Genomic DNA, 23341 nt, shown 5'->3' with positions numbered 1-23341 from the left:
CCTCCGGAAGGAAATCCACAGTGCCCACCCGTCACACGACCCGCATCGCTCTTGCAGCGACGGCCGCCGTGAGTGTCGGCGGCTTCGCCGCTTTCGGTCTGGCCAGCAATGCCATCGCTCTGCCGGAGCATCACAGCCCGGCGCCGGTCAACAACTCCGGCAACACGACAACACCGATCAAGCACATCGTCGTCCTGTATGACGAGAACGTCTCTTTCGATCACTACTTCGGGACCTACCCGAACGCCACGAACACCGACGGCGTGAAATTCACTGCTGCCAAAGGCACTCCGCGCGCGAACACCGAGCAGAACGCGGGCCTGCTGAAGAACAACCCCAACCTGGAACAGCCCTTCCGGCTGACACCGGCACAGGCGGTCACCTGCGACCAGAACCACTCCTACCTGCCCGAACAGAAGGCGACCGACGGCGGCAAGAACGACAAGTTCGTGCAGTTCACGTCGCAGGACACCTGCACCGGCGCCTTCCAGGCCCCTGGCCTCGCGATGGGCTACTACGACGGCAACACCGTCACCGCCGAGTGGAACTACGCCCAGCACTACGCGATGAGCGATGCCTTCTTCGGCTCGACATACGGACCGTCGACTCCCGGCGCACTGAACCTCATCGCCGGTCAGACCTACGGAATGCGGGCGGTCAACCCGACCACGCTGCAGCCCACGAGCGACAGTTATGTCGTCTCCGATCCGAACTCCGCCGGCGTCGGCACCGACACCAACGACCCCGACCCGGCCTTCGACGACTGCTCGGACAACAACCACACCTCCACCAACAATCTCGGTGAGATGTCCGGCCTCAACATCGGCAACCTGCTCAACGAGAAGGGCGTCACCTGGGGATGGTTCCAGGGTGGTTTCGCGCCGACCCAGGCTGCCAGTTCGACCCAGAAGTATGCCGTGTGCGGCGCCGCGCACGAGAACGTCAACGGTGAGTCCGAGGTCGACTACAGCCCGCACCACGACCCGTTCCAGTACTTCAAGTCGACGTCGAACCCGCACCACCTGGCACCGAAGTCGCTCGCCGAGATCGGTCACAACGGTCAGGCCAACCACAACTACGACCTGTCCTACTTCCAGGAGGCGCTGAACGCCGGTGACCTGCCTGCGGTTTCGTTCCTGAAGGCTCCGGAGTACGAGGACGGCCACGCCGGCTACTCAGATCCGATCGACGAAGAGCACTTCATCACCAACGAGGTCAACGCGATCGAGAAGTCCAAGGACTGGAGCAGCACGGCGATCGTCATCACGTATGACGACTCCGACGGCTGGTATGACCACCAGGCGTCGAAGGTGCTGACGGGCTCCTCGGATGCCACGCTCAACACGCCCGCGTGCCAGGCGGTCGCTGCGAATCCCGTTGCGCACCAGGACCGTTGCGGCCCCGGCCCGCGCCTGCCGTTCCTGGTGATCTCGCCGTACAGCCGCCAGAACTACATCGGTAACACTCCGCTGGAGCAGGCCTCGATCATCAAGTTCATCGAGCAGAACTGGCGTCTGCCGCAGATCGGTGACGGCTCGTTCGACTCGCGGGCTGCGTCCTTCGTGTCGCTGCTCGACTTCCACGGCTCCCGCGCGCCGCAGGTGCTGTTGACATCAGACGGTGCGGTTGCAAGCGTGAAGCCGACCGGTGGTTGCGGTGGTCCGGGTCATGGGCACGGTCCGGGTCATGGGCACGGTCCGGGTCATGGGCACGGTCCGGGTCATGGGCACCCGCGCACCGCTGCCTGAAGCAGACTGACCCCGGTACTTGCAAAGACGGCCGCCAGGAGCGGATCTGGTTGATCTTCAACCAGATCCGTCTCAGGCGGCCGTCCGTCATACAAGCCACAGCAATCAGAGGAGTGGTACGCATCCGCCCGGCGGGCACCGCGAGTGGCACACACGCGCCCCCGCACGACGCGAGTGGCACACATGCGCCCTCACCAGGACCCGACACGGGCAATCCCGCGCCACTCGCGATTACCGAGGGCTATCACGTGCCACTCGCCACCACCGAGGGCAACTCCGCGCCAAGGGATCCCGGCAGGCAACGCGAGTGGCACACATGCGCCCCCGCACGACGCGAGTGGCACACCTGCGCCCTCACCTGGAACCAACACGGGCAATCACGTGCCACTCGCGATCACCGAGGGCAACTCCGCGCCACTCGCCACCACCAAGTGCAACTCCGCGCCAAGGGATCCCGGCAGGCAACGCGAGTGGCACACCCACGCCCCCGCACGACGCGAGTGGCACACATGCGCCCTCACCAGGACCCGACACGGGCAATCCCGCGCCACTCGCGATCACCGAGGGCAACTCCGCGCCACTCGCCACCACCAAGTGCAACTCCGCGCCAAGGGATCCCGGCAGGCAACGCGAGTGGCACACCCACGCCCCCGCACGACGCGAGTGGCACACATGCGCCCTCACCAGGACCCGACACGGGCAATCCCGCGCCACTCGCCACCACCAAGTGCAACTCCGCGCCAAGGGATCCCGGCGGGCACCGCGAGTGGCACACATGCGCCCTCACCAGGACCCGACACGGGCAATCCCGCGCCACTCGCGATTACCGAGGGCAATCCCGCGCCACTTGCCACCGCCGAGGGCTATCCCGCGCCACTGGCGATAACCGAGGGCAATCCCGCGCCACTCGCCACGACCGAGGGCAACGCGAGTGGCACACCCACGCCCCCGCACGACGCGAGTGGCACACATGCGCCCTCACCAGGACCCGACACGGGCAATCCCGCGCCACTCGCGATTACCGAGGGCAATCCCGCGCCACTCGCGATCGCCAAGGGCAGCTCGACGCCACTCGCCACGACCGAGGGCAACGCGAGTGGCACACCCACGTCCGCAAGCACGACGCACGTGGGACGTCAGGCCAGCCAGCGGGTGAGCGCCGCTAGTGCGCCACTGATCTGGTGCTCCGGGCAGCGCTCGTCGTCGGTGTGCGCGAGGTTCGGATCACCGGGCCCGAAATTCACCGCCGGCACCCCCAGCGCAGAGAACCGCGCGACATCGGTCCAGCCCTCCTTCGCCACGACCGGCAGGTCCAACGCCGCGACGAATGCCTGCGCGGCAGGCTTGTCGAGGCCGGGCCGGGCGCCGACGGCGCAGTCGCCGAGCGTGACCTCGTACCCATTGAAGACCGCACGCACATGCGCCAAGGCATCATCCGCGCTCTTGTCCGGCGCGAATCGGTAGTTCACGCTCACCGTGCATACGTCAGGGATCACGTTGCCGGCGATGCCGCCGCTGATGCCGACAGCGTTGAGCGCCTCGTGGTAGTCGAGCCCGTCGACCTGCACCGTCTGCGGCTCGTACGCCGCCAGCCGCGCCAGCACATCCGCGGCATCGTGAATCGCGTTGTGGCCGTTCCACGGCCGCGCCGAGTGCGCGGCGATGCCCTTGGTACGCACATCGACGCGCAATGTCCCCTTGCAGCCACCCTCGATGCCACCATCGGTCGGCTCCAGCAGCACGGCGAAATCCGCCGCGAGCCAGTCCGGGTGATCCTGCGCGAGCCGGCGCAGTCCGTTGAACTCGTCCTCGATCTCCTCGCAGTCGTAGAACACATAGGTCACGTCGCGCGAGGGCTGCGAAAGCGTTGCGGCCAAAGCTAATTGGACCGCGACGCCACCCTTCATGTCAGTCGTGCCACGCCCGTGCAGCATGCCGTCGACACGGCGCACCGGCAGGTTCGGCGGGTCGGTCAGCGGCACGGTGTCCAGGTGCCCGGCCAGCAGCACCCGCTCCGCCCGGCCGAGGTCGGTGCGCGCGACGACGACGTTGCCGTCGCGCTGAACCGTCAGGTGCGGCAACTGTCGGAGCGCGGCTTCGACGGCGTCGGCGATCGAGGTTTCGTTCTTGCTCACCGATGCGATGTCGCAGAGGTCTGCGGTCAGGTCGACGACGTCACGGGTCAGATCCAGGCTCGACATACTCGGCATTGTTTCCTATGCCACCGGTTCGTATGACGGCGTCTCGCGTGCCGCGGACGGTTCCCGGCCCGGTCAGCCTCAGCCCCTACCCTGGAGCCCATGACGACGCAGCGCAGTGCATGGGGTTACGGCCTGGCGACCGAGACGTATGCCGGGGAGACCCTCGACACCTGGTTCCCCACTCCCGCGCTCGGTGAGGCCCCCGCGGCCGACCCGTACGCCGAGCCCGCCGAACTCGCGGCGCAGTCGCGCGACTACCCCCGGCGCGAGGTCAAGACGCAGGTCGTGCACGTCGCGATCGACCTCGACGCTCCCCCGGCCGATGTGCCGGACGCCTACCTGCGACTGCACCTGCTCAGTCACCGGTTGGTGCTGCCGAACTCGATCAACCTCGACGGCATCTTCGGTGTGCTCAACAATGTCGTCTGGACCAACGTCGGACCGTGCGCGGTCGATGACTTCGAGACGACGCGGATGCGCCTGCGGCAGGATCACCCGGTGCAGGTGTTCAGCATCGACAAGTTCCCGCGGATGACCGATTACGTTGTGCCGCAAGGCGTTCGGATCGCCGATGCCGACCGGGTGCGACTCGGTGCGCATCTGGCTCCCGGCACCACGGTCATGCACGAGGGCTTCTGCAATTTCAATGCCGGCACGCTCGGCACGTCCATGGTCGAAGGCCGCATCGTGCAGGGCGTGGTCGTCGGCGACGGCTCCGACATCGGTGGTGGCGCCTCGATCATGGGCACTCTCTCCGGCGGTGGCACCGAGCGCGTGTCCATCGGTCGGCGCTGCCTGATCGGCGCTCAGGCCGGCATCGGCATTGCTTTGGGTGACGACTGCGTCGTGGAGGCCGGGCTCTACCTGACCGCCGGCACCAAGGTCACCCTGCCGGACGGTGCGGTCGTCAAGGCGCGCGAGCTGTCCGGGCGCGACGGCATGTTGTTCATCCGCAATTCCACGACGGGCGTCGTCGAGTGCCGGGCACGGCAGGGGCATGGCATCGAACTCAACGATGTGCTGCACGCCAACTGACAGCGGGCGACGACCACGATGGCATTCGGCCGCAAGAACCGACACAACGCCAATGACCGAGAGGTCGTCGGGCTCTATCCGCACGGACACCCCGCCGCCGGGTATGACGAAGACCCCGAGCCGGCCTTCGGTGACGACGACTTCTACGACGAGGAACACCAGCGCCGCGGCCCGGTGCGCCGCACGATCGGCTGCCTGATTCCGCTGGCGCTGCTCGGCGGCATCGGCTACGGCGGAAAGGTCGCATACGACAACCTCATCGAGAACTTCGGCAGCCCGTCGTGCACGTTCGCCGCAGGCGGCTATTCCTACCAATGGGATCCGGATCAGAGCGCCAATGCCGCGACCATCGTCGGCGTGGGTGTCCTCAAGGACGGCCTGCCTGAGCGCGCCGGCCAGATCGCCGCGATGACAGCGCTGCAGGAGTCCAAAATGCGCAACCTGTCGTATGGCGACCTCGATTCGCTCGGGTTGTTCCAGCAGCGGCCCAGCCAGGGCTGGGGAACGGCAGCTCAGATCCAGGATCCGGTCTACGCCAGCCAGTCGTTTTACACCGCGCTGCGCAAGGTGTCCGGCTGGCAGACGATGGACCCGGGCGCTGCCGCCCAGTCGGTGCAACTCAGTGGTTTCCCTGACGGCTACGACCAGCACACCAGCCAGGGCCAGGTGCTCGCGAGTGTCCTGTCCGGACAGACCCAGCAGGGCATCGGCTGCCGGCTGGACGCCGCGAAGACGTCCGCGACCCCGGCTCAGGTGGTGAAGGAGATCACTCGCCAGACCGGCCTGCAGACGACCGCACACACGACATCGGTGGGATATGACGCCGCCTCGACGCAGACCGCCTGGGCGCTGGCGTCCTGGGCGGTCGCGCACGCCCAGGTGGACGGCATACAGACCGTCACGGTCGGCGACCAGGAGTGGCAACGGCACCGCGGGCCCAACGGCCTGAAGTGGCACGCTGCGAAGAAACCGACCAGCGGCTCTGCAGCCGTCCGCATCGACCTCGCGCACTGAGGACCGACTCCGCAGCGCCGTCAGACCCGACCGCGCCTACAGAACAGATAGGACGATCCGAGCCGGGCCACCGACAACGAAAGATCCCGCAGTCACCAGACCGGTGACTGCGGGATCTGTTCGTACTGAACGAGACTCAGCGCTTGTCGGCGGGCACGAAGGCGCGCTCTGTCTCGCCGATGTACAGCTGACGCGGGCGCCCGATCTTGGTGGCCGGGTCCTCCATCATCTCGCGCCACTGGGCGATCCAGCCCGGCAGACGACCGATGGCGAACAACACGGTGAACATCTCGGTCGGGAAGCCCATGGCCTTGTAGATCAGACCGGTGTAGAAGTCGACGTTCGGGTAGAGCTTGCGCGAGACGAAGTAGTCGTCCTTGAGCGCGATTTCTTCCAGACGCATCGCCATCTCGAGCTTGGGGTCGTTGACGCCCATCTTCTTGAGCACGTCGTCGGCGGACTTCTTGACGATGGCGGCGCGCGGGTCGTAGTTCTTGTAGACGCGGTGCCCGAAGCCCATGAGCTTCACGCCGTCTTCCTTGTTCTTGACCTTCTCGACGAACTTGTCGACATCGCCGCCGAACTGGGTCTCGATCGAGTCCAGCATCTCGAGCACGGCGGAGTTGGCGCCACCGTGCAGCGGGCCGGACAGTGCGTGGATACCGGCGGAGATCGACGCGAACAGGTGCGCATGGCCTGAGCCGACGAGGCGCACGGTCGAGGTGGAGCAGTTCTGCTCGTGGTCGGCGTGCAGGATGAACAGCTGGTCCAGTGCCTTGGCGACGACCGGGTCGACGTCGTAGCCCTCGGACGGGAAGCCGAACGTCATACGCAGGAAGTTCTCGACCAAGTTGAGCCTGTTGTCGGGGTACAGGGTCGGCTGCCCCTGGCTCTTCTTGTGTGCGTAGGCCGCGATCGTCGGCAGCTTGGCCATGAGGCGCACGGTGGACAGTTCAACCTGATCCTTGTCGGTGATCGACAAGGAGTCCTGGTAGAACGTGCCGAGCGCAGACACCGCGGCCGACAGGACCGACATCGGGTGCGCATCGCGCGGGAACGCCTGCAGCAGGTCCTTGAGGTCTTCGTGCAGCATCGTGTGGCGGCGGATCTTCTCGGTGAAGTCCGCCAGCTGGTCGGTAGTCGGCAGTTCCCCGTAGATCAGCAGGTAGGAGACCTCGAGGAAGGTCGAGCCCTCGGCCAGCTGATCGATCGGGTAGCCGCGGTAGCGCAGGATGCCTGCGTCACCGTCGATGTAGGTGATGGCCGACTTGCAGGACGCGGTGTTGACGAATCCCACGTCGAGCGTCACATTGCCGGTTTCCTTCAGCAACGACGAGATGTCGTAGCCCGCATTGCCCTCGGAGGCGGGGACAAGAGCGAAGTCCAGCGTCTTGTCTCCGGCCGTGAATGTGGCAGATGCCTGGTCAGTCATGTGCTATCCGTCCTTTGCAGATTCCGGCGCGAAACGGCCGGTTAAGTCAGCGCGCCCGACGCTACTCCTGCGGAATGCGAACCGACGAATCGCCCCTGATGTCAAGACCTGGAGGGCTTGACATGGCGGTGATTATGCGTCTTTTGCGGGTGCCGAGATGCCGGACCCGAGGTTACCGAGCAGTATGCCGGGGCGCGTCCGTGCGAGCAGTCACGCGCCGAGGCGCGCGGCCGCGGCGGCGATACGCTCGTCGGTCGCGGTGAGTGCGATCCGTACGTGCTGCGCCCCTGCCGCTCCGTAGAAGTCGCCCGGTGCGGCCAGGACCCCGAGCTGCGCGAGGTCGTCGACACTGGCCCGGCACGGCTTGCCCTGTGTCGCCCAGAGGTAGAGCCCTGCCTCTGAGTGGTCGATCCGCCAGCCGGCAGCTTCCAGGGCGCCGCGCAACCGGGTGCGGCGGGCGGCATACCGCGCCCTCTGCTCCGCCACATGGGTCACGTCGGTGACGGCGGCTTCGATGACCCGCTGCACCGGCCACGGCACGATCATTCCGGCGTGCTTGCGCACTCCGACGAGGCGCGAGATCAGCTGTGGGTCGCCCGCAGCGAAGGCGGCGCGATAGCCGGCGAGATTGCTCTGCTTCGACAGCGAGTACACCGCCAGCAGACCCTCGTGGCTGCCGCCACAGACGCGCTCGTCCAGGATGCTCGGCGTGGTCAGACCGTCCGGGTCCGCACGCCAGTCGAGCTCGGCATAACACTCGTCGCTGGCGACGATGACTCCCCGATTTCGAGCCCAGTCAACGACTTTCGCCAGATGCGACACCGGCAACACCTGACCGTGCGGGTTGCCCGGGGTGTTCAGCCAGAGCAGACGCGGCGCCTTGGGGCCGTACTGCAAGAGACCGGTTGCGGGCTGCGGGTCGGCTCCGGCGATGCGCGCACCGACGTCGTACGTCGGGTAGGCGACTTCCGGGAATCCGACGACGTCACCATGGCCCAGACCCAGGAGTGTCGGGAGCCAGGCGACGAACTCTTTGCTGCCGATGGTGGGCAGCACACCGTCGGGGTCGACGCCTGGGGCGTTGCGCCGCACGGCGAACCAGCTGCTGACCGCCTCGCGCAGAGCGGGCGTGCCCCACACCTGCGGATATCCCGGTGCGTCGGCCGCAGCGCTGAGCGCGTCCTGCAGGATCTGTGGGGTGGGATCGACGGGCGTTCCGACCGACAGATCGACCAGCCCACCAGGATGACGACACGCTGTCGCCTTGGCCTCAGCGAGCGAATCCCAAGGAAAATCAGGCAGATCGGTGACGGGCACGCCGGCTCGTCACTCGTCGTGCTCTTGCGGAGGCAATGCGGCGATGACCGGGTGGTCCTTCTTGATGACGCCCATCTTGGCGGCGCCACCAGGGCTGCCGAGGTCGTCGAAGAACTCGACGTTCGCCTTGTAGTAGTCAGCCCACTGCTCGGGGACGTCGTCCTCGTAGTAGATCGCCTCGACCGGGCAGACCGGCTCGCAGGCACCACAGTCGACGCACTCGTCGGGGTGGATGTAGAGACTGCGTTCGCCCTCGTAGATGCAGTCGACGGGGCATTCTTCGATGCAGGCGCGGTCCTTCAGATCCACGCATGGCTGCGCAATGACATACGTCATGGGAAAAAGGTCCTCCTGCTGGGTTTACCGTGCCTCTGTGGCGGCTGTGACCAGCGCGCCTGCCGATGTCGCCACCTAGTATGCCGCCGTGCCCCGCGATGACCTAAGTAAGTCCACCCTCAGCTCGGTCCTGCGGGTGGGGATGCGCGTCGTGGTCCGCTACCGGCTCCGGACAGTCGGCGATCTGTCGGCGCCGGCCGGCACACCCAGCCTCACCGATGCCGTCGGCGAACTCACTGCTGTGGACGAACTGAGCGTCACGGTCAAGACCCGGCGCGGACCTGTGCGCATCGAGCGCGAACTGGTCGTCGCCGCCAAGGAGGTTCCGCCGGCGCCGGCCCGACGCGGCGCGGCACACCTGGCGATCTCTGCCACCGACCTGGAGGACTTGATGGTCGCAGGGATGCCACCCCTGGAGTCGCGGTGGCAGGGCCGGTGGCTGTCACGAGCCGCCGAAGGCTATACCGGTCGGGCGAATTCCGTTCTGCCTCTTGGAGATCCGGGCACCCCCATGACGGAGGCAGTCGCCGGTGCCGTCTCGTGGTATGCCGAACACGGGCAGACACCGTTGTTCCAGCTCTTCGGCCCGACAGGTTTCGACCCGCGCGTCGACGCGCTGGGTTCGCAGCTGATCGCCGACGGCTGGCAGACGTTTCAGCGCACACTGGTGATGACTGCGGCGGTCCCGCGCATCCCGATGACCAGTGGAGCCTCACAGACGAGGTTCGGCATACCGCCAGAAACGCTCGTGACGGCTCCCGGCACAGACGAAAACGGCTCACGGTCCGAGGCTGTCGCCATACGGCCCGCGGAGGTCATCGCCCTCCGCCAGCCCGACGAGCACTGGTGGGGTGCCGCTTCGACCCGCGAGCGCGAGCACCGCGACGTGGTCGACCGGATGAACGCGTTGGTGCCGGAATCGGCGTTTCCGATCGCGCTCAAGGACCGACGACCGGTCGGCGTGGCCCGGCTGGCGTTCGCTCAGGGCTGGATGGGGATCTTCTCCGTGCACGTTCGGCCCGAGGTGCGTGGTGCCGGCATCGGGCGGCTGCTGATGCAGGCCGCCCTCGCCGAGGCTGCCGGTCGCGGCATCTCGCTCGCCTATTTGCAGGTGAGCGCGGACAACATCGCGGCCGTGCGCCTGTACGAATCGCTCGGATTCGTGGTGCACCACGAGTACTACTACGCCCGTCAGTGACCGAACCACCTCACCGTGTCGTTTGGAAGAGCGCTGAGGTGCTCACGAACCTCCGCTCATGAGCACCTCAGTGCTCGTCACGCTCAGTGCTCGTGGACGTGATCCCCGTGCTGCACATGGCGGTGACCATCGTGCAAGTGGTCGACGTGATCACCATGTTCGACCGTCTCGCAGCCGTCGCCCTCGGTGTGTGCGCCCTCGTGGTCGGCGTGGACCGCAACCTCGACATGGCGCTCGTCGCCGTGGACGTGGTCCACGTGGTCTTCGTGCTGCACGGTCTCGCAACCGTCACCAACGTGGTGCTCGTGGTCGGCGGGTTCCAGATGGGACATGGCATCTCCAATTCATCACGATTGGCAGTTCTGACGCAGCACAGGATAGGCAGGAAAGCTGACCGTCAGCGAGCAGGCAATGCTCTGAAACCCGTTGGCAACGAGCTGTTTCCGTGCTGTCCAACCGATCTCCACGACGCCGGGCGCGGCATACAGCACGCTCGGGCGAGGGAACGCGCGTGCGGCATACCGACCGCAGTCTGCGACCGCCGACGTATGGCGGTGCCGCTCAGTTGCAGATGACGCGCACCGCAGGGACGTAGACCGTCGTGAGGCTTTCGTCCTTGACGATCTGACCGCTGAGGTTCTTGACCACGCGCGTCACGGTCACGTGGAAGCCGTTCTGCGGCGGTTGCGGGATGCACGCCGCGCCACTGAGGTGTTTGGTCGCACCCGGCGCCACGATGTCGAAGGGCGCACTCGTGGTCGAGGTCACGGTGAACGCCTTGGTGCCGTAGAGCCGGATGACTGCAGCGTGACCCTCGATGCCGGCCTGGATCACCAGCGGGTGCCCGGAGTCATTGGTGAACTTGTTGTCGATCGTGGGATCCCACAGCGTCGCCTCGCGACCCATGGGATAGCGCGGGATCCAGTAGGCGTGCGGGGTGTGCGCGACTTCCTTCAGCCCGGCGAAGAAGGTCGCGTTGTACAGCGTCGTCGACACCTGCGAGATGCCGCCGCCCATGCCCGGCACGTCGATGCCGTCCTGCAGCGTCGGCGCATCGACATAACCGTTGCCCGCCGTGAACGGACGCAGCGCCGCCAGCAGCGAGAACGTCTGCCCGGGCTCGACGACCGTGCCGTTGATCTTGCCCAGCCCGACGCGGATGTTGCTCGTGCGCGCCGCATTGTAGGAACCGGTCGGGAACTCCGACACGAATTGCGACATCAACTGAGTGCCGACCGAGCTCAGATCCGACGTGGTCATCGTCGGCTGCGACTGCGTGGTCGTCAGCGCCAGGGTGCGGTCGGAACTCGTCAGCGCCGTGATGAGTTGCTGCCCGAGATTCGCGGTCTGTATGACGGTGCCCGCTTTGCCCGGCTGAGTTGTGCGGGTGCCGTCGGTCGCGACGATCAGTTTGGGGTTGACCGGTGCCGTGACAAAGCCGGCGGTCGCGTCGGCGAGTGTGGTGGACAGCAGCGACTGGTCGACCTTCGGCTGCAGTTTTCCGCCGACGACGACGGTGCTGAGCATGTCCGAGACCTGATCGGGCGCCAGCGAAGCGGTGTGGTCACCGACGGTTACCGTGACCGGGCCGGACATCGCAGGATCAGCGAAACTTGTGATGTAGTCGGTGATCTCGTCGTTGGTCACCTCCGGTTGCTGCTCGCCGACGATCCCGTCGTATGACGTCCGCGCCGGCCACTGAGCGGCGATCTGGCCGGCGACGGTGGCAGCGTCGATGCCCTTGCCCGGTGTGGAGTCGGTGCGAACGACTTTGCCCTCGATGAATTTCACCGTGCCGTTGACCGGAGCACCATTGAGGCTCGATCCGGCGGCCGCGATCGCGGCTTGCAGCTTCGGGGTGTCGACCACCACCGGCATGGATCGTGCGGTGTGACCGGAGAAATGCCGCCACAGCGTCGCGGGGTCGAGCGAGAAACCGGTGAGATGGTCCACCGCCCGTGCGGCATCCACCGAGATGCCACTGTCGTCTGGTTGCACCTTCATCGTCTTGCCCGAGGCAACGATCGTGATCGGCGTCGCGAGCTTTGACGTGGCGGCTGCTGCGACCTTGTGCTCGGCGGCGCTGCGCGACATGCCGCCGATCTGCACACCGCCGACCGAGGTGTCGGTGGCCACGCGGCCGGACTGCCAGGCCGCCACACCGACGTATGCGGCGGCGATCACGACCAACGGACCGGCGACATAGGCGATGTGTCGACCACGGTGCGACTTCTTGGCAGCGTCCTGGGTGTCGTCCCCCATGCGATCCAACTCCTCGGTCAACGCTGAACTCCGAAATCACCGCGGTAATACACCAGGGCCGACCCCGGATGCTCCGATATTGCCACTGAGAGTACGTGCCCGATGAGCAAAGTGTGGTCACCCGCGGGGACTGTGTTCACAGTGCGGCATTCAGCGGTGCCGAGGGCACCGTCGATCAGCGGCATTCCGGTGAGCGGCCCGTCGTGGTGCGGGATGCGCGCCAGTTGTCCGTGCAGCGGCCGGCCGCGCGTCGCCAGCCAGGCTGCCGCGCCGCGTGCCGTGTCGGGCAGGATGCTCATCCCCCACACCCCGGCCGCGACGACCGCGTCGTGAAAACGTGCCTCGCGCTCGATGCTCACCGCCATCAGGACCGGCTCCAGCGACACCGACATCAGGGCGTTGACCGTCATGGCGTGATCGACCTCGCCGACGCGAGTCGTCACCACGGACACACCGGTCACCAGCCGGCCCATCATCTGCCGGTATTCGTCGGAGTCGACCTCGGGCGTGGGGTCCACCGTCATGACGCGAGTCCGGTATGCCGCAGGCCGGTGGCGCCGCCCGCCCCGGTGAAGATGTCGCCGGTCCGCGGATCCAGCCGCACGAATGCCTCACGCGGCGCCAAGCGCACGGCGACGTCATTGGACAACGCGAAATAGCCGTCGTAGACCGTGACCTGCGTGCGGTGACAGCGCAGTGCTGCGGCCTGTATGCCGATCGCGTCGTCGTCGATCACCGTGTGCGTCACGACAGCATCATCGATCACACTGGGCAGGTGCGGATCCTGCGCAGTCGGGACGATGATGCCCGCGCGGCTGACGTGCGCCTGCAACCAGGCGCGGTCCTCCTCGGCCCAACTGCGCGGCGTGACGACGGCATACAGCTCAGGTTCGGGCATGGTCGTCGCGACCGCGCGCAGCGTCGCCTCGTGCACCCGAATGTGGTCAGGATGCCCGTAGCCACCCGTGCGGTCGTAGGTCACGACGACCTCGGCGCGGACCGCTGCGATGTGCACCGCGATCGCTGCCGCGACCTCATCGACGTCGGCGCCGGTCAGCGCGCGAGGGTGCGCCGACGAAGGCGTCCCCGCCATACCTGAGTCGCGGTACGACGAGCCGCCGCGCTCCAGGACGACCGCACTGGTCACACCGAGTTGTGTTGTCGCACAACGCAACTCATCTGCCCTGACGTCGGCGAGCGGGTCAGGGGTGTCGACCCTCCGCGGCTGCCCTGCCGGTAGTTCGAGGTGGCGGAGCTCCGGTGGGATGACCTCGCCTTCCTCTCCGAGCGTCGCGGTCAGCACATGCACCTCGTCACCGAGCGTGACGTGGTGTGCGATCGCCAGCCCGGTCCACAGCGACTCGTCGTCGGGGTGGGCGTGCACGAACAGCAGACGGGTCATACCGAGTGCTTACTCCGACTTCGCCGCAGACCGCGCACGGGCAGCGGTGCGCGCCCGCTCGCCGGCGTCGAGCACCACCTTTCGGATCCGCACCGTCTCGGGCGTCACCTCGACGCACTCGTCCTCACGGCAGAACTCCAGGCTCTGCTCGAGCGACAGCTTGCGCGGCGGGAAGATCTTCTCGAAGTTGTCCGCGCTGGAGGCGCGAACGTTCGTGAGCTTCTTCTCCTTGGTGATGTTGACGTCCATGTCGTCGGCGCGGGAGTTCTCGCCGACGATCATGCCCTCGTAGACCTCGGTCGTCGGGTCGACGAACAACGTGCCGCGCTCCTGCAGGTTGACCATCGCGTATGCCGTCACGGCACCCGCGCGGTCGGACACCAGCGAGCCGGACAGTCGCGTGATGATCTGGCCGAACCAGGGCTCGTAACCGGAGAACACGTGGTGGGCGATGCCGGTGCCACGGGTCTCGGTGAGGAACTCGGTGCGGAAGCCGATGAGGCCACGCGAGGGAACCACGAATTCCATTCGCACCCAACCGGTTCCATGGTTGGTCATCTGCTCCATCCGACCCTTGCGCGCCGCGAGGATCTGGGTGATCGCGCCGAGGTACTCCTCGGGTGTGTCGATGGTGAGGTGCTCGACCGGCTCGTTGAGCTTGCCGTCGATCTCCTTGGTGACCACCTGAGGCTTGCCGACGGTCAGCTCGTAACCCTCACGTCGCATCTGTTCGACGAGGATGGCGAGCGCGAGTTCGCCTCGGCCCTGCACCTCCCACGCGTCAGGGCGCTCGGTCGGCAGGATCCGCAGCGAGACGTTGCCGATGAGCTCCCGGTCGAGGCGGTCCTTGACCATGCGGGCCGTCACCTTGGAACCGCGCACCTTGCCGACCAGCGGCGAGGTGTTGGTGCCGATCGTCATCGAGATCGCCGGCTCGTCGACGGTGATCAGTGGCAGCGGGATCGGGTTTTCAGCATCGGCGAGCGTCTCGCCGATCGTGATGTCGGGGATGCCCGCGACGGCGATGATGTCGCCCGGGCCGGCGCTCTCGGCGGGCTGGCGCTCCAGACCCTGGGTCATCAGCAGTTCGGTGATCTTGACCTTCTGCTGCGAGCCGTCGTGGCGGCACCAGGTGACCTGCTGGTTCTTGCGGATCTCGCCGTTGTGCACGCGCAGCAGCGCCAGTCGGCCCAGGAAGTTGCTGGAGTCCAGGTTGGTGACGTGTGCCTGCAGCGGGGCCTCCGGGTCGAAGGTCGGTGCAGGAATCGTCTCCAGGATCGTGCGGAACAGTGGCTCCAGGTCGGCGCCGTCGGGCAGAGCCCCGTTGGCGGGACGCTCCGAGGACGCGATGCCGGCCTTGGCGGAGGCGTAGACCACCGGGAAGTCGAGCTGATCGGAGTCGGCGTCGGCGTCCTCGAGCAGATCCATGAACAGCTCGTAGGTCTCCTCCTCGACCTCCTCGATGCGAGAGTCGGGGCGGTCGACCTTGTTGATGCACAGAATGACCGGCATCTTCGCGGTCAGCGCCTTGCGCAGCACGAAACGCGTCTGCGGCAGCGGACCTTCGCTGGCATCGACGAGCAGCACGACACCGTCGACCATGGACAGGCCACGCTCGACCTCACCACCGAAGTCGGCGTGACCGGGGGTGTCGATGATGTTGATCGTGACGGGGGTGCCATCGGCCGCAGGCCCGTCATACGAGATCGCGGTGTTCTTCGCGAGAATGGTGATGCCCTTCTCGCGCTCCAGGTCACCGGAGTCCATGACGCGTTCGCCGGTGGTCTCGACGGTCTGCCGGTCGCTGAAAGCACCGGTCTGCCAGAGCATTTTGTCGACAAGAGTGGTCTTGCCGTGGTCGACGTGGGCAACGATTGCGACGTTCCGCACGTCACTACGGGTCTCGATGGGCATAGTTCCTAGTGTCTCAGGCATTTGAGGCACTTCAGACCACACCCGCCTCGCGCTCGTCCGGGTCTGCAGCCCCGGCGTCGCGGACCGGTGCGGCAGTTGCCTTCGTGACGCAGGATGTGACCGTGGACAAACACGAACTGATGACCGTCGGAGCCGTGGCCGAACGCAGCGGCTTCGCGGCGTCGGCGCTGCGGTTCTACGAGGCCGAAGGGCTGATCCGCGCCGAACGCAACTCGGGCGGCCAACGCCGCTTCGAGCGCAGCGTGCTGCGCCGGCTGGCGTTCATCCGCGCCGCCTCCAACGTCGGGCTGACGCTGGACGAGATCCGTCGCGAGCTGGATCAGCTGCCCGATTCGCGCACGCCGACCAAGGCCGACTGGCAGCGCATCACCAAACACTGGCGAGGGCGACTGGACGAGCAGATCCTCGCGCTGGAGAAGCTGCGCGACGGCCTCGAATCGTGCATCGGCTGCGGGTGCCTGTCCCTGCAACGCTGCGCCATCTCTAACCCACAGGATGTCGCGGCCGACGACGACACCGGAGCGGCATACCTGCCACGCGTCCTGCGAAAGCCGCCGGTGCGCCGGTGACCCGACCGATGGAGCCCGCGCCCCTCATGCCGGCAATGAACCGCGCGGGCCGTCCAGCCAGTGCACAATCTGCTCGGTGTGTTGGCCGAGGTCCGGTGGTGGCGCAGGGTTTGCCGCCGGAGCGGCGCTGAGCGAGATCGGCGAGCGCACCTGCGCCGGATGATCCGACGCGAAACTCACCGTCGGCTGCAGACCCAGCGACTGCGCCAGGTCGACGGCCGATCCGATGTCACCGACCCGACCTGCCGGCACTCCGGCGTCCGTGAGCCGCTGCACCCACGCGCCGACATCATCGGTCACCAAGGCTGCCTCGAGTCGCACCACCAGCTCGTCGCGGTGCACCACCCGTTGCGGGTTCGTCTCGAAGCGTTCATCATGCGCCAACCCCTCGACACCGAGAACTGTTGCCATCCGGGCGAATTGGCCGTCATTGCCGCATGCCACGGCAAGCTCTCCGTCGCGGCACCGCAAGGTCTCGTAGGGCGTGATCGACGGATGGCTGTTGCCCATGAGCCCGGGGCTGACCCCCGTCGTCAGGTATGACGCCGCCTGGTTCGACAACGCCGCCAGCAGGCTGGTCAACAGCGCGACCTCGACGTACTGGCCACGACCGGAAGCAGCACGCTCGTGCAGCGCGGCGAGAATCCCGATCGCGGCATCCTTGCCGGTGAGAATGTCGACCAGCGCGACACCCGCTTTTGTCGGGCCTGATTCCGGTGATCCGGTGACACTCATCAAGCCTCCGACGGCCTGCACCAGGAAGTCGTAACCGGGCAGTCCAGCTCCCCCTCCGCTGCCCAGCCGGTCACCGAGCAATAGATCAGCCCCGGGTTCGCCTCGCGCAGGTCGGCGTAGCCCAGACCGAGGCCGTCCATCGTGCCGGCGCGAAAATTCTCGACGAGAATGTCTGCGCGACAAGCGAGTTCACGGGCCCGCCGCACATCGCCGGCGTCCTTGAGGTCGAGGCAGACGCTGCGCTTGTTGCGGTTGACGCACTCGAAGTAGGCCGAGGAGTGCGGTGTCCATGGTGGGCCCCAGTGGCGGGTGTCGTCGCCGACACCGGGTCGTTCGACCTTGACCACCGTCGCACCGAGGTCGGCGAGCATCATCGTGGCAGTGGGGCCGGCCAGGACCCGGCTGAAGTCAGCGACCAACACACCGTCAAGAGATCCAGCCATCAACCCACGTCCTCACGCAGCGAATTTCCAGAGAAACGAGTGCGATTGAGCGATGTCGCCGTGCAGACGCGACGCGCCTTGCGCGCGACGCTCGCGCATTCAGTCCAGCAGCGACGCTATCGCCCGCACGATCGGCAGGTCGGCGGCGACCCAGTCGACGTCATACAACTCGGCAGCCGTCAGCCAGCGGGCAGCGCCGTGGACGTGGCACGTCACCTCGCCCGCGGTGATCCGGGCGAGCCACACGCACATCACCAGTCCGCCGTCGAGCGGCCACGGGCGCGAGCCGGAGTCCGCCAATGGCGTCAGCGGCCCGGGCAGCCCATCGCCGATCTCGACCTGCACGCCGATTTCCTCAGCCAGTTCCCGCTGCAACGCCGCCGACTCGCTCTCGCCGGCCTCGACCTTGCCGCCCGGCAACTCCCATCGACCGGCCAGGTGGGCGGGATGCAACCGCATGGCGGCGAGCACTGTGCGCGGACGGGCGAGGTCGTCGACGAGAGCGGCAGCGACGATCGGACGATGCGTCATGTGCGCAGGCTACGACACCGGATTCGGCCTACGGTCAGCCTTTCCTACGTGGACAACTGCAATGTCGCGCGGCAGTGTCGTGGCCATGCCCCGACTGCTCACCGACGACGAGATCACGCGTCAATTGCGTGATCTGCCATCGTGGCGCCGCGCCGGCACAGCCCTCACCGCAACGTATGACGCGGCCAGCTTCAGCGCGGCGGTGCGTCTGATCGACCTGGTGGCAGTGGAGGCCGAGCAGATGGACCATCACCCCGACATCGCCCTCAGTTGGGTGACCACGACGTGGACGCTGAGCACTCATTCCGCCGGGGGTGTCACCCAGTTCGACATCGAGTTGGCGCACCGCATCGACGAGTGCGCTGACGAGATCAACCGGAGGCAGCCGCAGTGACCGACACCGAACGCCCCGAAACACTGCACGACGAGCCACATCCCGATCTCGGCAACCGCCTCAACTGGCTGCGCGCCGGTGTGCTCGGGGCCAACGACGGCATCGTCTCGGTGGCCGGCATCGTGATGGGCGTCGCGGGCGCAACCACCAGCCGTCATTCGATCGCCATCGCGGGAGCCGCGGGTCTCGTCGCAGGTGCGTTGTCGATGGCCACCGGCGAATACGTCTCGGTCAGCACCCAGCGCGACAGCGAGCGCGCGGTGCTGCGCAAGGAGCGTCGCGAGCTCGCCGAGATGCCCGAGGAAGAACTCGAGGAACTCACTGATCTGTATGAACGCAAAGGCCTTTCGCGCGCGCTGGCCGAAGATGTCGCCCGCGAGCTGACCAACCACGACGCCCTGCGTGCGCATGCCGAGGCCGAACTCGGCATCGACCCGGACGACCTGACCAACCCCTGGCAGGCGGCTTTCGCCTCGATGGTCGCCTTCACCGTGGGCGCCGCACTGCCGCTGCTGGCGATCCTGCTGCCGGGGCCGTCGTGGCGGGTGGCCACCACTGTGGTCACCGTCGTGATCGGTCTCATCGTCACCGGCCTGATCAGTGCCCGCCTCGGCGGTGCCCGAGTCGGGCTGGCAGTCGCCCGCAATGTCGCCGGCGGGCTGCTCGCCATGGGTGTCACCTATGGCATCGGCCACCTCATCGGCCGCGCCGTATGACGGTGCCCGCCTGAGGCGGTGCATGCGTCATACGTGCGCTGGTGGCGGCGGCACCCAGGGCGAGGCGGTTGTTGAAGTTCACTCGAACTGGAAGTGGTACGACTCATCTGTGGTGCCGTAGCTGAACGGGTTGTAGAAGCCGTACTTCGAGGAGTTCTGGGTCAACCACACACTGCCCGGCTGACCCCAGTCGAACGGACCGACCGTGGCGTCCTGCTCGAAGTCCAGTGCAAGGCCGACTCCGTGCGCGCTCGTGCCGGGGTAGGCCGCCACGGTGGGGCCGAGAGTCTTGTACCAGTACTGCTATTCGGCGTACGAGCGGTAGGTCAGATCGATCGTCGCGAACTTTCCGAAGTGCGCCTTGAAGGCGTTCTGCAGATCGGCCAGATGCCACAGGGCGATGCAGTTCAGATAGCGCTGCGTGGTCTTGGTGTAGGTCAGCACCCCGCCGGAGAACGAGTGCTGCGCGTTCCAGGCGAGCGGCACTGCGCACATCGAGGTCGTCGCGAGCTTGCCGTTGCGCGACGCCGGCGCCGAGGTGGTGTTCTCCAGCGTGCCGACGTCGACATACCCGGCGCTGGTGCGAACCCACTCGCCGGTCAGCGTGCCGGTGACCTTCGCGTACGCACCGTAGTGGCCCAGGACCTTCGCGCTGAACGATGGCGACTGATAGATGTTCGCCTGGTCCTGCATGGATCCGCCGCCCATCGCGACCCACCCGGTGTATGTCGGTGTCACCGTGCTGTTGCAGCCACCCAGCTTGAGCCAGGTGTCGGTGCCGACGACGCCGTCGGCGGTGATGAACTGCGAGCGCTGGAAGGTCTTGATCGCTGCAGTGGTCGCGGGCCCGTTGACGCCGTCGACGGTGAGGCCGGCCAGGTCGAGTTTGTTGAGTTTGCCCTGGATGATCCTGATTGCGCTGGCCGTGCCCTGACCGCCGCCCACGACCGGGCAGCCGGTGGCGTACCCCGCAGGGCCGGTGGGCGGCGGTGTCGCGGCCGAAGCGGCAGGTGCCATGCACGCCACGGTCATGGCGATGGCACCGAAGGCTGCCCCGGCTCCTGCCAGGTGTCGGGCTGTCGAGCGAGCAGCTGGCTGCTGTTTCGAGGGAGAAGTGAGGATGGCTTCGCGCATGGGGTGTGGTCTTTCGTCCGTTGTCATCCGATCGGTGCCGGTCCGATGCGACCGTTCACATATGCCGCAACTCTCGGGAACCATGATCTTCCAACGGAATTCGCGGTTTGGGACGCCTGGCGACTGTCCAGATTCCTGTGTGTTTCGCACCCGCCTCAGAACGGAACGGGCGTGGCCAGCCGGTCTCCGTCCAGCAGACTGCCCGCCTGCTTGACGGTGCGGGTGATCGGCGAGATCTGCACCTGGCTGACTCCAGGCATCTGGCCGATGTCGTCGGACACGAAGCGGAACAGTTCCTCGGTGCCCCCGCAGGCGACGCTGGCCGCCATACCTGTCGATCCGGTCGTCGCCGCCGCGAACATCACCCGGTCGTGGCCGGCGAGACGTTCGCCGACCTCGCTGAGACGGGACGGCTCGACGATGAGTTGCAGGTACGCCTGCAAAGTCAGCCCGAAGGCGGCCATCGAGAAGTCGACGTCGAAATAGACGACCCCGGACGAGACGAGTTGCTGGAACCGACGCGCTGCCCGCGACTCGCTCCAGCCGGTCGCAGCGGCAAGGGTCGCGAAGGTGGCACGGCCGTCGCGGAAGACCTGTCGCAGCAATGGTTCGTCGTCGGCGCGCAGCATCTCCTCATGTCCGTCGACGGTGATCTGACCACCCTGCAGCAGGAGTTCCTGCTCCTTGTTCAGCAGCGTCGAGCCGACCCGCCAATCCCGCGTCGACGAACCGCGGAAGATGTGCAGATAGGCGAAGGCGTCGATGGACAGCACCTGAGCGGTACGCGGCAGCAACTCCATCAGTAGTCGGTCACGGTCGGCTGCGGTCCGTGCGCGCACCGACGCGGCGATCTCCGAACCACCCGACAGCAGTGCCACCCAACCGATGTCGTCCCGTCTGGCGAGAGCCTGGGCGATCTCGGCGGCGGCGTTCGGCTGGCACCTGAGCCGTAGCCCCCAGTGGGTGAGGCCGATCTGCGCTGGGTTCAGCAGCCCGATGACTCGCAGGATCCCCTCGCTGCGCAATCGCCGGTACCGACGGGCTACTGTCTGCTCGGACACTCCAAGGACCTCACCGAGCACCGCGAAGGGAGCCCTGGGTGCCACTTGGAGGCCGTGCATGATTCCGGCATCCAGCTCATCAACAGTGGTGTTTTTCCGCATAGATCTGCTTGGCACAGCAGAAATCTACGCCGACGCACCGCTGGTTATCGCGTTGTCGGTGCTGGCCCCGATGATTTTGTGCGGAGCGCGAGTGACGCCCTGCCGACAGACGTCGTCATCCCGATCACTCGCCCCTCATCGGAAAGGTTGAACCCATGCGCAAATGGCTGCCACTTGTCACCATCTGCACCGGCACACTGATGCTGCTCGTCGACGTGACCATCGTCAACGTCGCTCTGCCCGCCATGGCCGACAACCTGCGCACGAGCTTCACCTCGCTGCAGTGGGTCGTCGACATCTACGCCCTCGTCCTGGCCGCCCTGCTGATGGGTATCGGCTCGCTCGCCGACCGGCTGGGTCACCGGGCGACCTACATCGTCGGTCTGGCGCTGTTCGCCGCCGCGTCCGCGGCGAGCGGCCTGGCGCAGAACCCCTCGATCCTCATCACGGCGCGCGCCGTGCAGGGCGTCGGCGGTGCCGCGATGTTCGCCACGACCTTCGCGCTGCTCAACAACAGCTATCACGGGCGTGATCGCGGCACGGCATACGGCATCTGGGGTGCGGTCTCGGGAGCTGCAGCGGCCATCGGCCCGATCGCGGGCGGTCTGCTGACCGAGCACCTGTCCTGGCGGTGGATCTTCTTCGTCAACCTGCCCTTCGCGGTCGCCGCGATCGTCTTGAGCTTCGTGGTGCTGCGGTCCGACGAGCGGCACCGCACACCGCTGGATTTCCTGGGCATGTCCACCTTCACCGTCTTCGCCGGGGCCCTGACGTTCGCGCTGATCCGCGCCAACGAGCACGGGTGGGGCAACTCGCTGGTGGTCATCCTGTTCGCGGTTTCTCTGGTGGCACTGGTCGCCTTCGTGATTGCCGAGGCGAAGCTGAAGCACCCGATGCTCGACCTCGCGCTGCTGCGCAGCGGTCCGTTCGTCGGCGCGCTGATCGCCGGATTCGTGCTCACCGCAGGCGCATTCGCCTATCTGACGTATGCCTCTATCTGGATGCAATCGGTGCTCGGCATGTCGCCGGTCGAGGCAGGTTTGGCATCCCTGCCACTCGCGATCGCATCCTTCGCGACCAGTGCATCCGTCGGACGACTCATGCACGGTGACCGCAACTGGTGGGCCGTCGGCCTCGGCATCGCGCTCACCGGTGTGGGCGGCGTGATCGTGGCCATCCAGATGGGCGCCGGCGCCGACTGGAAGGCCCTCGTCGCGGGTCTGTTCGTCTCCGGTGTCGGTGTCGGACTGTCGGCTCCGACCTTGAGCTCGACCGCGATGTCGGCGGTGCCCAAGGATCGCGGCGGTATGGCGGCCGGAGCCGTCAACTCCGCGCGCCAGCTCGGCTTCGCTCTTGGCATCGCTGCAATGGGAAGCCTGTTCGCCTCGCGGATCAGCTCATCTCTGTCATCACACCACGTGCCGAAGTCGTCTTCCATCGGCAACGCAGTCGCCGGTGGTCAGAGCCAGATGGTGCTGCACAGCGTGCCGGCGGCCTACCAACAGCAACTGCACACCGCGATCCACATCGCGACGGCTGACGGTCTGCGCCTGACAGCGATCGTGGCCGGTGTGCTCGGCATCGTCGGCGGCATCGTGGCGGCGCTGCTCATCCGGCCGCGCAACGAGCGTCCCGCCCCGCGCCACCTGGCAAGCGCGGAAGATGCCGGCGCACACGAAGCCGGTTCACACGCAGCCGGTGCACACCGATCCGGTTTGCACGAGACCGGTGAGTCCGCGACGCCCGAGGATGACCCGGATCTGGCCAAGGTCTGAG

21 protein-coding genes and 1 pseudogene are annotated in these 23341 nt (G+C 66.7%); 9 read left to right on the top strand and 13 right to left on the bottom strand.

Going from position 1 to position 23341, the window contains the following annotated elements:
- The first annotated feature begins 20 nt into the window (after nucleotides 1-20).
- Nucleotides 21-1748, top strand: coding sequence for a phospholipase C (locus tag BKA23_RS15005; protein ID WP_211841747.1), 1728 nt, complete (start codon nucleotides 21-23; stop codon nucleotides 1746-1748).
- 1136 nt (nucleotides 1749-2884) lie between these two features.
- Here BKA23_RS15005 and dapE read toward each other — a convergent pair.
- Nucleotides 2885-3949 carry a succinyl-diaminopimelate desuccinylase gene (dapE, locus tag BKA23_RS15000; RefSeq protein ID WP_145229933.1) on the bottom strand — a complete coding sequence of 355 codons (1065 nt, stop codon included), beginning with the start codon at nucleotides 3947-3949 and terminating at the stop codon, nucleotides 2885-2887.
- A 99-nt stretch (nucleotides 3950-4048) separates the two neighbouring features.
- On the opposite strand from dapE, the gene dapD reads away from it, so the two are divergent.
- Both dapD and BKA23_RS14990 read left to right on the top strand, forming a co-directional pair.
- Complete coding sequence (dapD, locus tag BKA23_RS14995) at nucleotides 4049-4984, top strand: 2,3,4,5-tetrahydropyridine-2,6-dicarboxylate N-succinyltransferase (RefSeq protein WP_145229930.1); 936 nt, start codon at nucleotides 4049-4051, stop codon at nucleotides 4982-4984.
- An 18-nt stretch (nucleotides 4985-5002) separates the two neighbouring features.
- Entirely contained in the window at nucleotides 5003-5998 is a 996-nt protein-coding gene (locus BKA23_RS14990; protein ID WP_145229928.1) for a hypothetical protein, read from the top strand.
- Between the two features lie 136 nt (nucleotides 5999-6134).
- On the opposite strand, the gene BKA23_RS14985 is transcribed toward BKA23_RS14990, so the two are convergent.
- The 3 genes from BKA23_RS14985 to fdxA form a co-directional block, all read right to left on the bottom strand.
- Nucleotides 6135-7430: a citrate synthase gene (locus BKA23_RS14985; protein ID WP_145229926.1), complete on the bottom strand. Its 1296-nt coding sequence runs from the start codon at nucleotides 7428-7430 to the stop codon at nucleotides 6135-6137.
- Nucleotides 7431-7640: 210 nt separating this feature from the next.
- On the bottom strand, nucleotides 7641-8747 hold the full coding sequence (dapC, locus tag BKA23_RS14980; RefSeq protein ID WP_145229923.1) for a succinyldiaminopimelate transaminase: 1107 nt from the start codon (nucleotides 8745-8747) through the stop codon (nucleotides 7641-7643).
- A 9-nt stretch (nucleotides 8748-8756) separates the two neighbouring features.
- Entirely contained in the window at nucleotides 8757-9083 is a 327-nt protein-coding gene (gene fdxA, locus BKA23_RS14975) for a ferredoxin (protein WP_145229921.1), read from the bottom strand.
- Between the two features lie 88 nt (nucleotides 9084-9171).
- Between fdxA and BKA23_RS14970 the strand changes: the two genes are divergently transcribed.
- The gene (locus BKA23_RS14970; RefSeq protein WP_145229919.1) at nucleotides 9172-10281 is read left to right on the top strand and encodes a GNAT family N-acetyltransferase; all 1110 of its coding nucleotides are present in this window, start codon (nucleotides 9172-9174) and stop codon (nucleotides 10279-10281) included.
- A gap of 92 nt (nucleotides 10282-10373) precedes the next feature.
- Nucleotides 10374-10856 (top strand): hypothetical protein, encoded by a 483-nt coding sequence (locus tag BKA23_RS17720; protein WP_170226594.1) that lies wholly within the window; start codon nucleotides 10374-10376, stop codon nucleotides 10854-10856.
- Here BKA23_RS17720 and BKA23_RS14960 read toward each other — a convergent pair.
- From BKA23_RS14960 to typA, 4 genes are read right to left on the bottom strand one after another with little or no spacing between them, the layout of a single operon-like run.
- Nucleotides 10843-12543 (bottom strand): VanW family protein, encoded by a 1701-nt coding sequence (locus BKA23_RS14960; protein ID WP_145229915.1) that lies wholly within the window; start codon nucleotides 12541-12543, stop codon nucleotides 10843-10845. The two genes, BKA23_RS17720 and BKA23_RS14960, sit on opposite strands and share 14 nt — an antisense overlap.
- 17 nt (nucleotides 12544-12560) lie before the next feature.
- Nucleotides 12561-13067 carry a flavin reductase family protein gene (locus BKA23_RS14955; protein ID WP_246104682.1) on the bottom strand — a complete coding sequence of 169 codons (507 nt, stop codon included), beginning with the start codon at nucleotides 13065-13067 and terminating at the stop codon, nucleotides 12561-12563.
- Complete coding sequence (locus BKA23_RS14950) at nucleotides 13064-13945, bottom strand: PIG-L family deacetylase (RefSeq protein ID WP_145229913.1); 882 nt, start codon at nucleotides 13943-13945, stop codon at nucleotides 13064-13066. Before BKA23_RS14950 ends, BKA23_RS14955 begins: the two co-directional genes overlap by 4 nt.
- A gap of 9 nt (nucleotides 13946-13954) precedes the next feature.
- The gene (typA, locus tag BKA23_RS14945; protein WP_145229912.1) at nucleotides 13955-15859 is read right to left on the bottom strand and encodes a translational GTPase TypA; all 1905 of its coding nucleotides are present in this window, start codon (nucleotides 15857-15859) and stop codon (nucleotides 13955-13957) included.
- Between the two features lie 122 nt (nucleotides 15860-15981).
- Between typA and soxR the strand changes: the two genes are divergently transcribed.
- Entirely contained in the window at nucleotides 15982-16449 is a 468-nt protein-coding gene (soxR, locus tag BKA23_RS14940) for a redox-sensitive transcriptional activator SoxR (protein WP_145229910.1), read from the top strand.
- Between the two features lie 24 nt (nucleotides 16450-16473).
- Here soxR and BKA23_RS14935 read toward each other — a convergent pair.
- Nucleotides 16474-17555, bottom strand: a pseudogene (locus tag BKA23_RS14935) (CaiB/BaiF CoA transferase family protein).
- Between the two features lie 171 nt (nucleotides 17556-17726).
- Entirely contained in the window at nucleotides 17727-18158 is a 432-nt protein-coding gene (locus tag BKA23_RS14930; RefSeq protein ID WP_145229908.1) for a (deoxy)nucleoside triphosphate pyrophosphohydrolase, read from the bottom strand.
- Nucleotides 18159-18243: 85 nt separating this feature from the next.
- Here BKA23_RS14930 and BKA23_RS14925 point away from each other — a divergent pair, with 85 nt between their 5' ends.
- Together BKA23_RS14925 and BKA23_RS14920 are read left to right on the top strand one after the other, a co-directional pair.
- Nucleotides 18244-18552 (top strand): 4a-hydroxytetrahydrobiopterin dehydratase, encoded by a 309-nt coding sequence (locus tag BKA23_RS14925; RefSeq protein ID WP_145229906.1) that lies wholly within the window; start codon nucleotides 18244-18246, stop codon nucleotides 18550-18552.
- Nucleotides 18549-19268 (top strand): VIT1/CCC1 transporter family protein, encoded by a 720-nt coding sequence (locus BKA23_RS14920; protein ID WP_145229904.1) that lies wholly within the window; start codon nucleotides 18549-18551, stop codon nucleotides 19266-19268. The genes BKA23_RS14925 and BKA23_RS14920 overlap by 4 nt, the downstream gene beginning before the upstream one ends.
- Nucleotides 19269-19346: 78 nt before the next feature.
- On the opposite strand, the gene BKA23_RS14915 is transcribed toward BKA23_RS14920, so the two are convergent.
- The 3 genes from BKA23_RS14915 to BKA23_RS14905 all read right to left on the bottom strand — a co-directional run bounded on the left by BKA23_RS14915 (nucleotide 19347) and on the right by BKA23_RS14905 (nucleotide 21580).
- Nucleotides 19347-19541 carry a D-alanyl-D-alanine carboxypeptidase family protein gene (locus BKA23_RS14915; RefSeq protein ID WP_145229902.1) on the bottom strand — a complete coding sequence of 65 codons (195 nt, stop codon included), beginning with the start codon at nucleotides 19539-19541 and terminating at the stop codon, nucleotides 19347-19349.
- 30 nt (nucleotides 19542-19571) lie between these two features.
- Nucleotides 19572-20285 carry a peptidoglycan-binding domain-containing protein gene (locus BKA23_RS14910; protein ID WP_170226592.1) on the bottom strand — a complete coding sequence of 238 codons (714 nt, stop codon included), beginning with the start codon at nucleotides 20283-20285 and terminating at the stop codon, nucleotides 19572-19574.
- A gap of 272 nt (nucleotides 20286-20557) precedes the next feature.
- Entirely contained in the window at nucleotides 20558-21580 is a 1023-nt protein-coding gene (locus BKA23_RS14905; protein WP_145229898.1) for an Lrp/AsnC family transcriptional regulator, read from the bottom strand.
- Nucleotides 21581-21720: 140 nt separating this feature from the next.
- On the opposite strand from BKA23_RS14905, the gene BKA23_RS14900 reads away from it, so the two are divergent.
- On the top strand, nucleotides 21721-23340 hold the full coding sequence (locus BKA23_RS14900; protein ID WP_145229896.1) for an MFS transporter: 1620 nt from the start codon (nucleotides 21721-21723) through the stop codon (nucleotides 23338-23340).
- Nucleotide 23341: the final 1 nt, after the last annotated feature.

It is taken from the genome of Rudaeicoccus suwonensis (assembly GCF_007829035.1).
GTDB lineage: Bacteria > Actinomycetota > Actinomycetes > Actinomycetales > Dermatophilaceae > Rudaeicoccus > Rudaeicoccus suwonensis.
Note: the sequence above shows the minus strand (reverse complement) of the source record. Positions and strands in the feature narration are given on the sequence as shown.